This window comes from Streptomyces sulphureus DSM 40104, assembly GCF_000381025.1.
Classification (GTDB): domain Bacteria; phylum Actinomycetota; class Actinomycetes; order Streptomycetales; family Streptomycetaceae; genus Streptomyces; species Streptomyces sulphureus.
The window spans coordinates 1-14,089 of the sequence record NZ_KB905818.1; the positions used below are offsets into that span (position 1 = coordinate 1).

Consider the following 14,089-nt stretch of genomic DNA (forward strand, 5'->3'; position numbering starts at 1 on the left):
CCCAGGAGATGACTGGGTTGATAGGCCGGGTATGGAAGCCCTGTGAGGGGTGGAGTTGACCGGTACTAATAGGCCGAGGGCTTGTCCATAGAGGCTTCGCGTCCACTGTGCAGTTCTGAAACAACGAACAGCACATACCGGCCCCCTGTTGTGGGGGGGTTGGGTGTGTTGGTGTTGTGTGTGTTTCGGTGGTTATAGCGTTGGGGAAACGCCCGGTCACATTTCGAACCCGGTAGCTAAGCCTTTCTGCGCCGATGGTACTGCATACGGGAGTGTGTGGGAGAGTAGGACACCGCCGAACTACCATTAAAGCCAGTGGGCTTCCGTCGGATTCCGATGGGAGCCCACTGTGCGACCCGGTGGAGGGAATTCACTGGGACGTTGGACTCGCGGTAGGATCACGGGAGTTCGACAGGCCCCAATAGCTCAGTCGGCAGAGCGTCTCCATGGTAAGGAGAAGGTCAACGGTTCGATTCCGTTTTGGGGCTCTCCGAGACAGAACGAAGAGTCCGTGAAAGGGGCCCCACCAAGCCGGTGGGGCCCCTTTCACGTTCGGGGAATCCAGAGGCAACGGACCGGCCGCACCGGCCCGTTGCTCAGTGTCACTCGGGGACGCGCATGGCGAGGATGGCCATGTCGTCGGACGGGGCGTCGCTGGCGAAGCGCTCCACAGCGCGCATGATGCGGGCCGCCACGGCGCCGGCGTTGAGGCCGGTGCAGCTAGTGAGAACTTCTGTCAGGCCGTCGTCGCCCAACATGCGGGTGCCTTCCCGGCGTTCGGTGACGCCGTCCGTGACGCAGAGGAGGACGTCGCCCCTGGCGAGGGTGATCGTCTGTTCGTAGAGTTCCAGGTCTTCCATGACACCGAGGAGGGGCTGCGGGTCCGCAGCCGTTTCTACGGTGCCGTCCTGGCGGAGACGAAGGGGCAGCGGGTGGCCGGCGCAGACCACCTTCAGCTCGGCGCCGCCGCCGTCCTGGGGGCGTAGCTCTCCGTAGAGGAGGGTGAGGAAGCGGCTTCGGGCACCCTCGTCGAGGATGGCGGTGTTGAGGCGCTCGAGGACGGCTGGGCCGCCGAGTCCCTCGCGGGCGAGGAGGCGGAGGGCGTGGCGGGCCAGGCCCGTGACTGCGGCGGCTTCGGGGCCCGTGCCGCAGACGTCGCCGATGGCGAAGCCGTACGCCTTGTCGTCGCCGTCACCGATCTCGAAGAGGTCGTAGAAGTCGCCGCCGACCTCGTTGCCCTCGCCCGCGGCGCGGTAGATGACCTCGACCTCGACGCCGCGGACCTCGGGCAGCTCGGGAGGGAGCAGGCTGCGCTGCAGGGACTGGCTGATCGCCGTGCGCTCCGAGTAGAGGCGGGCGTTGTCGAGGGCGAGGGCTGCTCGGCGCGAGAGGTCCTCGGCCAGTTCGAGGATCTCCTGGCGGAAGCGTTCGTCCGTGGGCTTTCCGAGGGTGAGCATGCCGATCACGCGGTTGCGTGCGACGAGCGGCAGTACCACGGTCTCGCCGCCCACCGCGGTCGCCGTGGCCAGGGTGGTGCCGGGGGTGCTGCGGTAGTCGTCGTCGTGGAGCACGACGCTGCGGAGAGAGTTTCGCAACGCGGACGAGCGTGCGGCCTCGCTCGGCGCCGACCAGACGCGAGCGCCCGGCGTCGGGACGGGTTCGGGCGCATCGACCTTCGCGAGGAGGGCCTTGAGGTTGTCGATCCGCTCCTCGTCCTCGTGGAGGACGTAGGAGAGCTGCGGGTCCGAACCGGGCTCGGTGACCGTGTACACGGCGCACCAGGAGGCGAGCGTCGGAACGGTCATCTGGGCCATCAGCGCGAGCGTCTGATCCCGGTCGAGGGTGCCTGCGAGCAGGTCGGACGCCTCGACGAGGAAGGAGAGCGAGCCTCTGCGGAGGCGTTCCAGCTCGGTGAGGCGGGCTCGCTCGACGGCGAGCGCGATGCGGTCGGCCGCGAACTGGAGGCGGAGCGCCTCCTCGTTGGTGTAGCGCTCGGCGGCCTCCGTCGCGACGCCGAGCGATCCCGTGAGACGGCCCTCGACCTTCAGCGGGACCGTCACGACGGAGCGCATGCCTGTACCGGAGAGGAGGGGCACTGCACCGGGGACGACGGTGAGGTCCTCGTGGACCGAGGGCATCCGCGCGGAGCCGTAGCGTCCGCTGCCGGTCTCGACGGGGACGCGGGCGAAGCGCTGGCGCGCGGAAGGGAGCCCGGTGGAGGCGCGGACCTCGAGCTCGGTCTCGTCGTCCGTGGCGAGGAGCAGGTAGGCGGCGTCGCCGTCGAGCATGTCGCGGGCGCGTTCGACGGTGCGTTGCAGGAGGCCGTCGAGGTCGTCGGGGGTGGGGGAGCCGATGAAGACCTCGAACGGGTCGACGCCGGTCGCGGTCTCGTGTCCTTCGGTGGACTCCGCGGCGGGGGCGCGCACCTGCGACTGGAGGACGGCGCGCTCGTGGTCCCGCACCAGGAGGCAGACGGTCGAGGGAGCGCCGTCGCTGTCGCGGACGCGGAGGTGCGAGGCGTAGACGGGGACGGTCCTGCCGTCGGCGCCGCGGACGCCGTACGAGCCCTCCCAGCGGGAGAGCTGGAGCGCCTCCGCGATGCCGGTGCTCGTGCCGGGTGTGTGCGGCCAGGCGACGAAGTCGTTGAGCGGCTTGCCAATGACCTGTTCAGGGGTGTGGTCGAAGAGGAGACGGGCGTCCTCGTTCCAGGCGCTGATGAGGCCCTCGCTGTCCACCTGTACGACGGCGACGTGGACGTACCGGTCGGCCTCGGGGAGGACGGAGTCGGGGAGCTGTGGGCCGGCGGAGCGGGTGCCCACGGGGCGCTCGTTGAGCGCGAGGCTGAACCAGACGCGCTTGTCGGCGGCCGTGTAGTCGACGCCCCAGCGGGCCGCGAGCGCGGCGCACAGCAGCAGGCCGCGTCCGCCCTCGCTGTCGGGGCTGGGCCGGTGCACGCGTTCGGTGAGCGGGAGTTCGCGCTCCGGGTAGCGATCGACGACCTCGATGCGGACGCCCTCGTCGTCGAGGAGGCAGATGACCTCGGCGGAGGTGCCGGCGTGCACGACGGCGTTGGTGACGAGCTCGCTGGTGAGGACGACGGCGTCGTCGACGACCTCGGTGAGGCCCCACCCCTGGAAGGTGTCGCGGACGAAACCGCGGGCGGCTGCGACGGAGCGTCCCACTGGCTCGAAGGTGGCCGCAGCCCGCGCGGTGATCACTGGCCTCCCCTTGGCGTCCTCGCCGTCCGTTTCGGCGCCGACGCGTTGCGGCGTCAGCGCGGTTGCTGCCGTGATCCCGCCCGCGCCGATCGCGGTGATCGTCTCGCGCTCGGCGCCTTGCTCCTGCGTCACGCAGCGCCCCTCCGTTACCCATTGTGCTCGCACCGCTGTCCCTGGTGGCCTCTACCCGGTGGCTCGGCGGAGGTATCCCCTGTGCCGTGGCCGGGGAGTGGACAGCCGGAAGCCAGGTTACTTACGTTCGCAGTGCGTGTGGCCGCCGGATGCGGGTGATTTCCATCGGCGTCCCGGAAGCGGCGCATGCTGTGCTGCCGAACTGTTATCGCCGGGTTCGGTCGTAGTGAAACACTGGGAGGGCTCGGAGGAAGACCGGGCGGAACGGTCGACCGTACGGGAGGGACAGTGGAGTCTGGCGCAGCAACGCGCAGCACAACCGCGCGTGCAAAGGGCGGACGCTCCCGGAAGAGCGGAACGGTCGAGGTCGAGGCGGCGGCACTGGACAAGTTGTTGACCGCGCTGACGGCGATGCGCGACGGCAACTTCAAGAAGCGGCTCACGGTCACGGGTGACGGCCCGCTGGCGGAGATCTCCGCGCTCTACAACGAGGTGGCGGACCGCAACCTGCACCTCGCGAGCGAGCTGACGCGGGTACGGCGCGTAGTGGGGCGCGACGGGAAGCTCACGGAGCGGTTGCAGCCGGGCGCGAGCGAGGGCTCGTGGGCCGCTTCGGTGGAGGCGGCGAACGCGCTCGTCGACGACCTGGCATGGCCGGTCTCCGAGACGGGGCGGGTGCTCTCCGCAGTCGCGGACGGCGACCTGGAGCAGCGGATGGAGCTGCGCACGCCGGCGGGCGAGACCAACGGGCACCCGCTGCGCGGGGAGTTCCTCAAGGTTGGGCGGACGGTCAACGGCCTCGTCGATCAACTCGACCTCTTCGCCGACGAGGTGACGCGCGTCGTCAACGAGGTCGGTACGCAAGGCAAATTGGGCGGTCAGGCGCGGGTCCGCGGCGTCTCGGGCGCCTGGAAGGATCTCACCGATGCGGTGAACCTGATGGCCTCCAGGCTGACGGCGCAGGTGCGCGACATCTCCCTGGTGACGACGGCGGTGGCCAAGGGCGACCTCTCCCGCAAGGTCACGGTCCACGTCTCGGGCGAGATGCTGGAGCTGAAGAACACCGTCAACACCATGGTCGACCAGCTCTCCTCCTTCCAGGCAGAGGTGACGCGCGTCGCGCGCGAGGTCGGCACCGAGGGCAGCCTCGGCGGTCAAGCCCAGGTGCAGGGCGTCGCCGGGGTGTGGAAGGACCTCACGCACTCCGTCAACCTGATGGCGGGGAATCTCACTTCGCAGGTGCGCGAGATCGCCCGGGTGACCACGGCGGTCGCCAGCGGCGACCTGTCGCAGCGCGTCACGGTCAACGCGCGGGGCGAGGTGGCGCAGTTGGCCGAAACGATCAACGCGATGACGGAGACGCTGCGCACCTTCGCCGACGAGGTGACCCGTGCCGCCAGCGAGGTCGGTACCGAGGGCAGCCTCGGCGGCCAGGCCCAGGTCCCGGGCGCGGCCGGTACGTGGAAGGACCTCACGGACTCGGTCAACGCGGCGTTCCGCAACCTCACGGCGCAGGTGCGGGACATCGCGCAGGTGACGAAGGCGGTGGCGAACGGAGACCTCTCGCAGAAGGTGACGGTCGACGTCTCCGGCGAGATGCAGGACCTCAAGCACACGGTCAACACGATGGTCGACCAGCTCTCCGCCTTCGGCGCGGAGGTGACGCGCGTCGCCAGCGAGGTGGGCATCGAGGGCGCGCTGGGCGGGCAGGCACACGTCCCGGGCGCGGCCGGTACGTGGAAGGACCTCACGGACTCGGTCAACACCGCTTTCCACAACCTCACGGGTCAGGTGCGCAACCTCGCACAGGTGACGACGGCGGTGGCCAACGGCGATCTGTCGCAGAAGGTGACGGTCGACGTCTCCGGCGAGATGCTGGAACTGAAGATCACCGTCAACAGGATGGTCGACCAGCTCAGTTCCTTCGCCGAACAGGTCACGCGGATGGCGCGGGACGTCGGCACGGAGGGGCGGCTCGGTGGTCAGGCCCGCGTCGACGGCGTCTCGGGGACGTGGAAGGACCTCACCGACTCCGTCAACTTCATGGCGAACAACCTCACTTCGCAGGTACGGAACATCGCCGAGGTGACGACGGCGGTGGCGCGGGGCGACCTGTCGCAGAAGATCGACGTGGACGCGCGAGGCGAGATCCTCGAGCTCAAGAACACCATCAACACGATGGTGGACCAGTTGAGTTCGTTCGCCGAGCAGGTGACCCGTGTCGCCCGCGAGGTGGGCACGGAGGGCCGGCTCGGAGGGCAGGCCCAGGTGCCGGGCGTGGCCGGCGTCTGGCGCGACCTCACCGATTCGGTGAACGGCATGGCGAGCAACCTCACGGCGCAGGTGCGCAACATCAGCCAGGTCGCGACGGCGGTGGCGCGCGGCGACCTCTCGCAGAGCATCGACGTGGACGCGCGTGGGGAGATCCTCGAGCTCAAGAACACCATCAACACCATGGTGGGTCAGTTGCGTTCGTTCGCCGAGCAGGTGACCCGCGTCGCGCGCGAGGTGGGCACGGAGGGGATCCTCGGCGGCCAGGCGGAGGTCAAGGGCGTCTCGGGTACGTGGAAGGACCTCACGCAGTCCGTCAACTTCATGGCCGACAACTTGACTTCGCAGGTACGGAACATCGCCGAGGTGACGACGGCGGTGGCGGACGGCGACCTCTCCAAGAAGATCACCGTCGATGCGAAGGGCGAGATCCTCGCGCTCGTCACCACCGTCAACACGATGACGGACCAGTTGAGTTCCTTCGCCGAGCAGGTGACCCGCGTCTCGCGGGAGGTGGGCACCGAGGGCAAGCTCGGCGGCCAGGCGCGGGTCCGCGGCGTCTCGGGGATCTGGAAGGACCTCACGGACAACGTCAACCTGATGGCGTCGAACCTCACGGGTCAGGTGCGGAACATCTCGCAGGTCGCCACTGCGGTCGCCAACGGGGACCTGACGAAGAAGGTCACAGTCGAGGCGAGCGGCGAGGTGGCCCAACTCGCCGACACCGTCAACACGATGGTGACGACGCTCTCGTCGTTCGCCGAGCAGGTGACGCGGGTGGCCCGCGAGGTCGGCACGGACGGTGTGCTGGGCGGCCAGGCGCGCGTCTCGGGCGTCTCGGGCACGTGGAAGGACCTCACGGAGTCGGTGAACTCCATGGCGTCGAACCTCACGGGTCAGGTCCGCAACATCGCCCAGGTGACCACCGCCATCGCCAAGGGCGACCTCACGAAGAAGATCGACATCGGTGCGAGCGGGGAGATCCTGGAGCTCAAGACGACGATCAACACGATGGTCGACCAGCTCTCCTCCTTCGCCGACGAGGTGACGCGGGTCGCCCGTGAGGTGGGCACCGAGGGGCAGTTGGGCGGTCAGGCGCAGGTGCCGGGCGTCGCGGGGACCTGGCAGGACCTCACCGAGTCGGTGAACGAGATGGCCGGCAATCTCACCCGCCAGGTGCGCGCGATCGCGGAGGTGGCGACGGCGGTGACCCGCGGCGACCACAACGTGCGCATCGACGTCGAGGCAGCGGGCGAGATCCTCCAGCTCCAGACGTACATCAACTCCATGATCACCAACCTGCGCGAGACCACCAACGCCAACCAGGAGCAGGACTGGCTGAAGGGCAACCTCGCCCGGATCTCCGGCCTCATGCAGGGCCGCCGCGATCTCAAGGACGTCGCGAAGCTGATCATGAGTGAGCTGACGCCGGTCGTCTCGGCCCAGCACGGCGTGTTCTTCATGGCGGTCGCTCGCGGCGACGAGAGCGGCTCGGCCGGCGTCGACCCGAGCGAGGAGCCGACGGAGGGGCACGAGTTGCTGATGCAGGCCGGCTACGGCCTCTCGACGGAGACGATGCCGGCGACGTTCAGCTTCGGCGAGTCGCTCGTGGGCACCGCTGCGATGGAGAAGCGGACGATCCTCGTCGAGAACACCCCGCCGAGCTACCTGAAGATCTCCTCGGGGCTCGGCGAGGCACCTCCGGCCCACGTGATCGTGCTGCCCGTGATCTTCGAGCAGAAGGTGCTCGGCGTCATCGAGCTCGCCTCGTTCCAGCCCTTCACGCACATCCAGAAGGACTTCCTCCGGCAGATCGCCGAGATGATCGCGACGAGCGTCAACACGATCAGCTCCAACACCCGCACCGAGCTGCTGCTGCAGCAGTCGCAGGAGCTCGCCGAGCAACTCCAGGAGCGCTCCGTGGAGTTGGAGAACCGGCAGCGCGCGCTTCAGGAGTCGAACGCGCAGCTGGAGGAGAAGGCCGAGCAGCTCGCCCAGACCAACAGCGACATCGAGATCAAGAACCGCGAGATCGAGGAGGCGCGGCAGGTCCTGGAGGAGCGCGCCGAGCAGCTTTCGGTCTCGATGCGCTACAAGTCCGAGTTCCTCGCCAACATGTCGCACGAGCTGCGCACCCCGCTCAACTCGCTGCTGATCCTGGCGAAGCTGCTCGCCGACAACGCGGACGCGAACCTCAGCCCCAAGCAGGTCGAGTTCGCCGAGACCATTCACGGTGCGGGCTCCGACCTGCTTCAGCTCATCAATGACATCCTCGACCTCTCCAAGGTCGAAGCCGGCAAGATGGACGTCAGCCCGAGCCGGATCGCACTGGTGCAGCTCGTCGACTACGTCGAGGCGACGTTCCGCCCGCTGACTGCGGAGAAGGGGCTCGACTTCTCCGTCCGCGTCTCGCCCGAGCTGCCGCCCACCTTCAACACCGACGAGCAGCGCCTCCTGCAGGTCCTGCGCAACCTCCTCTCCAACGCGGTGAAGTTCACCGACTTCGGGGCGGTGGAGCTGGTGATCAGGGCGGCGCACGCGGAGGTGCCCGAGTCGATCCGGGAGCAGATGCTCGAGCACGGTTCGCTCCGGGACGCCGACTCCGGGCTCATCGCCTTCTCGGTCACTGACACGGGCGTCGGCATCGCGCAGAGCAAGATGCAGGTGATCTTCGAGGCGTTCAAGCAGGCGGACGGCACGACGAGCCGCAAGTACGGCGGCACCGGGCTCGGCCTCTCGATCAGCCGTGAGATCGCCCGCCTCCTCGGCGGCGAGATCGACGCCGACAGCGAGCCGGGCCGCGGCTCGACGTTCACGCTCTACCTGCCCCTGCAACCCACCGAGTTGCCGCCCGAGGGGTACGGGCAGATCGACGCGGGCACGACCCTCGCGATCACGGCCGCCTCGGAGACGAGCGCGGCAGCGGCGGAGCCCGTCGACGCGCCGGCCTCCGTCGAGCCGGACGAGTACCCCGAGGACCCGGCCGCACATACCGCCGCACCGTTCGCCGTCGAGCCGAAGGGCGCCGCTCAGCAACTGCCCACGGGCGAGGCGGAGTACCCGGCGGACGAGCCCGGGGCCGACGAGGACGCCGAGTCCGATCCCGGCCGGTTCGAGGAGCTCTCGGGCCGCAAGATCCTCATCGTCGACGACGACATCCGGAACGTCTTCGCGCTTACCAGCGTGCTGGAGCAGCACGGTCTCCAGGTGCTCTACGCGGAGAACGGGCGCGAGGGCATCGAGGTGCTGGAGCAGCACGAGGACACGGCCGTCGTGCTGATGGACATCATGATGCCCGAGATGGACGGTTACGCCACGACGGCGGCGATCCGGAAGATGCCGCAGTTCGCCGGGTTGCCCATCGTCGCGCTGACGGCGAAGGCGATGAAGGGGGACCGTGAGAAGAGCATCGAGTCGGGCGCTTCCGACTACGTCACCAAGCCCGTGGACACCGAGCACCTGCTGACTGTGATGAGGCGGTGGATTAGTGCGGGGTGAATATGACACGGTGTTGGGCGGGTTCTGTGCCGAATGGGCGCGGAACCCGAGTGACGGGGCTGACGGAGGTCGGGCGAAACGCCGATCGACGCAACTCCGGTGTCGCTCAAGGGGAGTTGGCACGACCGGGGAGAGGCGGCCGCGTTGACTCAGTGTGGTCACACGGGGCATGGTTCCGCGACGCGTGCCCGTCGGCCTCGGTGTCTACGCGCGGTACGCACGCAACGCATGTGTGCAGGGAGGTGCTCAGGGGTGTGGAAGCGCTGGTGACCGGGAACGTCCCGGTCGCCTGGGGCGTTTCCGGTATGTGTCACCGGTCACTTCGCGGTGACATGACGGTGACAGGGTGTGGCGGCTGTCGGGTGGAGCTACCATGACCGGCACAAGGATGGGCGGCAGTCTCAGGGAAGCCGCCCCAGGGGCGGCGTCCGAAAGGCTGCCGGGGCGAGGAGGACGGGCCATGGTGCAGAAGGCCAAGATCCTCCTGGTCGATGACCGGCCGGAGAATCTGCTGGCGCTGGAGGCCATCCTCTCTGCGCTCGATCAGACGCTGGTGCGGGCATCGTCAGGGGAGGAGGCGCTCAAAGCGCTGCTGACCGACGATTTCGCGGTGATCCTGCTGGACGTCCAGATGCCCGGCATGGACGGCTTCGAGACGGCGGCGCACATCAAGCGCAGGGAGCGCACCCGGGACATCCCGATCATCTTCCTCACCGCCATCAACCACGGTCCGCACCACACCTTCCGCGGATACGCGGCCGGCGCCGTCGACTACATCTCCAAGCCGTTCGACCCGTGGGTGCTGCGCGCCAAGGTCTCGGTCTTCGTCGACCTCTACATGAAGAACGTCCAATTGCGGGAGCAGGCTTCGCTCCTGCGGATGCAGGTGGAGGGACAGAACGGCGCCGAGGAGGAGCCTGCGGAGGACGGGCAGGGCGGCCTGCTCCTCGAGCTCTCCGCGCGGCTGGCCGCCGTCGAGGAGCAGGCGGAGGTCCTCACCAAACAGCTCACCGATGCATCCGACGCCGCCAGCGCGGCGACGGCCGTCCACCTCGAGCGCAAACTCGCCGGGCTGCGCAGGGCACTTGACGCCCTCGGCCCGGGCGCGGGCGGGGACCCGTCCCAGCAGGTGCCCTCCCAGAACTGACGCGCGCCGGCGACCTGACGGCGAGTCGGCCCATGGGTCGCAGCCGCCCCAACACCCCCTGACCGCACGGCTACCGCACACCGGCGTCCGTGCCTCAGCCATCCGGTGACGGTAACCTCACCCCCATGGCCTCACGTACGTCCGGAACCGGAAAGGCAGCCGGCAAGCCCCCGGCGAAGAAGGCTGCCGCGAAGAAGGCACCGGCGAAGAAGGCCCCCGCCAAGAAGCCCGCCGCCAAGAAGGCTGCCGCCAAGAAGCCGGTACCCGTGTCCCGCACCCGCCGTGTCGGACGCAAGCTGGCGCACGGTGTGGGTGCGGTCTTCCGCGGCATAGGCCGAAGCGGGAAGGGGCTCGACCCCGCCCACCGCAAGGACGGTCTCGCTCTGCTCCTGCTGGGGCTGGCGCTCATCGTGGCGGCGGGTACGTGGTCGCAGATGGAGGGTGTCGTCGGCGAGTTGGTGGCGACGTTCATCACGGGCTCCTTCGGTCGCCTCGACCTCCTCGTTCCGATACTGCTCGGCGTGATCGCCGTGCGGCTGTTCCGGCACCCGGAGAAGCCGGAGGCGAACGGCCGCATCGTGATCGGGCTCTCGGCGCTCGTGGTGGGGGCGCTCGGTCTCGTGCACCTCGCCTGCGGTGCGCCGGGGCGCGGACGGGGCGTCGACGCCATGCGGGACGCCGGCGGCTGGATCGGTTGGGGCGCGTCGAGACCTCTGGTTCTCGGCGTCGGCGAAGTGCTCGCCGTGCCGCTGCTCATCCTCGTCACCGTCTTCGGTCTGCTCGTCGTCACCGCGACCCCCGTGAACGCCATCCCGCAGCGCCTGCACGCTCTTTGCGTGCGTCTGGGCGTGCTCTCCGAGCCGGAGGAGGACGAGCCCGAGCCGAAGCCGGCGCGCCCGGCCAAGCACAACATGCGCAAGGAGTACGTCGATCCGTCGCTCGCGGAGAAGGAGGCGCTCGACAACCGCCGCACCCGCAAGCGCCCGGCGCGGAGCCGTACCGAGGCGGAGGACGGGGAGCAGGCGCCCGACGCGGTCGACGTCGCCGCGGCGGCTGCCGCCTCGCTCGACGGGGCGGTGCTCCACGGCGTCCAGCCCTCGCCGCTCGTCGCGGGGCTCACCAGCGGCGTCTCGACGGGCCGTCAGAGCCGCAAGGCCGCCGCCGTACCGGGGGCGCGGGGCGAGGAGAAACCGGAGGAGAGCGGCTCCGTACCGGACCTGACGAAGGCCCCGTCGCCGCCCGATCCCGGGGAGCTGCCCGCGCGTGCGGAACAACTGCAACTCGCGGGAGACATCAGCTACTCGCTGCCCTCGCTCGACCTTCTGGAGCGCGGCGGCCCCGGGCTGAGCCGCAGCGCCGTCAACGACGAGGTCGTCGCCTCGCTGACCCAGGTCTTCAGCGAGTTCAAGGTGGACGCCGCCGTCACCGGCTTCACCCGCGGCCCGACGGTCACGCGGTACGAGATCGAGCTGGGCCCCGGCGTGAAGGTCGAGAAGATCACCGCGCTCGCGAAGAACATCGCCTACGCGGTGGCGAGTCCGGACGTGCGGATCATCAACCCGATCCCGGGGAAGTCGGCTGTTGGCATCGAGATCCCCAACAGCGACCGGGAGATGGTCAATCTCGGAGATGTCCTGCGCTCTGCCGACGCGGTGGGCGACGACCACACGATGCTCGTCGGGCTCGGGAAGGACGTCGAGGGCGGCTACGTCTCGGCGAACCTCGCGAAGATGCCGCACATCCTGGTGGCCGGTGCGACGGGTTCCGGAAAGTCCTCCTGCATCAACTGCCTCATCACCTCGGTGATGGTCCGGGCGACGCCGGACGACGTGCGCATGGTGCTCGTCGACCCCAAGCGCGTCGAACTCACCGCGTACGAGGGCATCCCGCATCTGATCACGCCGATCATCACCAACCCGAAGAAGGCGGCGGAGGCTCTCCAGTGGGTCGTCCGCGAGATGGACCTGCGCTACGACGACCTGGCGGCGTACGGTTTCCGCCACATCGACGACTTCAACCACGCGGTCCGCAACGGGAAGGTGAGCCCACCGGAGGGCAGCGAGCGCGAGTTGGCGCCGTACCCGTACCTGCTCGTCATCGTCGACGAGCTCGCCGACCTGATGATGGTGGCGCCCCGCGACGTCGAGGACGCCATCGTCCGCATCACGCAGCTCGCCAGGGCCGCCGGCATCCACCTCGTGCTCGCCACACAGCGGCCGTCCGTGGACGTCGTCACCGGCCTCATCAAGGCCAACGTCCCCTCCCGGCTGGGCTTCTCGACCTCCTCGCTCGCGGACAGCCGGGTCATCCTCGACCAGCCGGGGGCCGAGAAGCTGATCGGCAAGGGCGACGGTCTCTTTCTGCCTATGGGCGCCAACAAGGCGATCCGCATGCAGGGCGCGTTCGTCAAGGACGAGGAGGTCCAGGCGGTCGTCGCCCACTGCAAGGAGCAGATGACCCCCGTCTTCAGAGAGGACGTGCTCGCCGGACAGAGCCAGAAGAAGGAGATCGACGAGGAGATCGGTGACGACCTCGACCTGCTCTGCCAGGCGGCGGAGCTGGTGGTCTCCACGCAGTTCGGCTCGACGTCGATGCTCCAGCGCAAGCTGCGCGTCGGGTTCGCCAAGGCGGGCCGGCTGATGGACCTGATGGAGTCGCGCGGCGTCGTCGGGGCGAGCGAGGGGTCCAAGGCGAGGGATGTGCTCGTCAAACCGGACGAGCTCGAAGGGGTGCTGGCCGTGATCCGCGGCGAGGCGTGAAGCGAGGGGCCGTTTCCTCCGGGAGGGGGACGGGAGCAACCTTTTCCTGCGCTGATACGTCAAGTTGGTGAGAGAAGCGGCAGAAGGGCGGGTACGGAACGAGGGGCGGTCGCTGCGCGGCCCTGGATGGCGGACAAAGTCGGTCCGCTGACTTGCCCCACCCTTTCGCCCCGCCCCTAGACTGAACCTCCGGCAGGTGGCTACACGCTCGAAAGGCGCCCCCGTGTCCATCGGCAACTCACCCGACCAGGACCGGCCTTCGGTCGGTCGAGCCCTCCAGCAGGCCCGTGTCGACGCAGGGCTGACCGTGGACGAGGTCAGTTCGTCCACGCGGGTGCGCGTTCCCATCGTGCACGCGATCGAGCAGGACGATTTCAGCCGATGCGGCGGCGACGTCTACGCCCGCGGCCACCTCCGCACGCTCGCCAGAGAGGTGGGCCTCGACGGCGACGCGCTCGTCGCGCAGTTCGACGAGGAGCACGGAGGACGCCCGGCCCCCACGCCGCCCGCCGCGCTCTTCGAGGCCGAGCGCATCAAGCCCGAGCCGCGCCGGCCGAACTGGACGGCTGCGATGGTCGCGGCGATCGTGGCCGTCGTCGGCTTCGTCGGGTTCACGCTCTTCAGCGGGGGCGACAGTGAGGCGCCCAAGTCCGTTGCCGACGAGGAGTCCACGCCCGCGCAGCCGACGGGCAGCCCCGCACCGAGCGCCTCGGAGGAGGCCGACCCGAAGCCGTCCGACAGCGCCGTCGCGCAGGCTCCCGCCGACAAGGTCACCGTTCGGATGACGGCGGTGGAGGGGAATAGCTGGATCTCCGCCAGCGACCACAACGGCCGCGTGATCCATGACGGTGTCCTCAAGAAGGGCGAATCGAAGACCTTCACCGACGACAAGCGGCTCAGCCTCGTCCTTGGCAACGCGGGAGGCGTGCAGCTCTTCGTCAACGGCAAGGAGGTCGAGGACGTCGGCGAACTCGGCCAGGTGCAGCGGGTCAGCTACACGCCCGGCGACCCGGAGGCGGGTTGATCGGAGCAGTTCCCGTCGACAGTGGCGACCCTCGCGGCAG

At 69.0% G+C, this 14,089-nt stretch carries 5 protein-coding genes, 1 tRNA gene and 2 rRNA genes; 7 read left to right on the top strand and 1 reads right to left on the bottom strand.

Annotation, left to right across the window (positions count from 1 at the left end; all coding sequences use genetic code 11):
* The 3 genes from F603_RS0117260 to F603_RS0117270 all read left to right on the top strand — a co-directional run.
* Positions 1-89, top strand: a 23S ribosomal RNA gene (locus F603_RS0117260); the annotation flags it as partial.
* Between the two features lie 95 nt (positions 90-184).
* Positions 185-301 (top strand): 5S ribosomal RNA (gene rrf, locus F603_RS0117265).
* A 114-nt stretch (positions 302-415) separates the two neighbouring features.
* A tRNA-Thr gene (locus F603_RS0117270) sits at positions 416-488 on the top strand.
* A gap of 114 nt (positions 489-602) precedes the next feature.
* Here the strand turns inward: F603_RS0117270 and F603_RS0117275 are convergent.
* Positions 603-3,218 carry a SpoIIE family protein phosphatase gene (locus F603_RS0117275; RefSeq protein WP_026328495.1) on the bottom strand — a complete coding sequence of 872 codons (2,616 nt, stop codon included), beginning with the start codon at positions 3,216-3,218 and terminating at the stop codon, positions 603-605.
* A 420-nt stretch (positions 3,219-3,638) separates the two neighbouring features.
* Here F603_RS0117275 and F603_RS0117280 point away from each other — a divergent pair, with 420 nt between their 5' ends.
* The 4 genes from F603_RS0117280 to F603_RS0117295 all read left to right on the top strand — a co-directional run bounded on the left by F603_RS0117280 (position 3,639) and on the right by F603_RS0117295 (position 14,049).
* Positions 3,639-9,119 (top strand): HAMP domain-containing protein, encoded by a 5,481-nt coding sequence (locus F603_RS0117280; RefSeq protein WP_019547234.1) that lies wholly within the window; start codon positions 3,639-3,641, stop codon positions 9,117-9,119.
* A gap of 460 nt (positions 9,120-9,579) precedes the next feature.
* The gene (locus F603_RS0117285; protein ID WP_019547235.1) at positions 9,580-10,266 is read left to right on the top strand and encodes a response regulator; all 687 of its coding nucleotides are present in this window, start codon (positions 9,580-9,582) and stop codon (positions 10,264-10,266) included.
* A gap of 125 nt (positions 10,267-10,391) precedes the next feature.
* Positions 10,392-13,025 (top strand): FtsK/SpoIIIE family DNA translocase, encoded by a 2,634-nt coding sequence (locus F603_RS0117290; RefSeq protein WP_019547236.1) that lies wholly within the window; start codon positions 10,392-10,394, stop codon positions 13,023-13,025.
* A 223-nt stretch (positions 13,026-13,248) separates the two neighbouring features.
* The gene (locus F603_RS0117295; protein ID WP_019547237.1) at positions 13,249-14,049 is read left to right on the top strand and encodes a helix-turn-helix domain-containing protein; all 801 of its coding nucleotides are present in this window, start codon (positions 13,249-13,251) and stop codon (positions 14,047-14,049) included.
* Positions 14,050-14,089 lie beyond the last annotated feature (40 nt).

Excerpts from the sequence above, each read along its gene's own strand:
- F603_RS0117290 (WP_019547236.1), top strand. The coding sequence starts at position 10,392 with ATGGCCTCACGTACGTCCGGAACCGGAAAGGCAGCCGGCAAGCCCCCG.
- F603_RS0117285 (WP_019547235.1), top strand. The coding sequence starts at position 9,580 with ATGGTGCAGAAGGCCAAGATCCTCCTGGTCGATGACCGGCCGGAGAAT.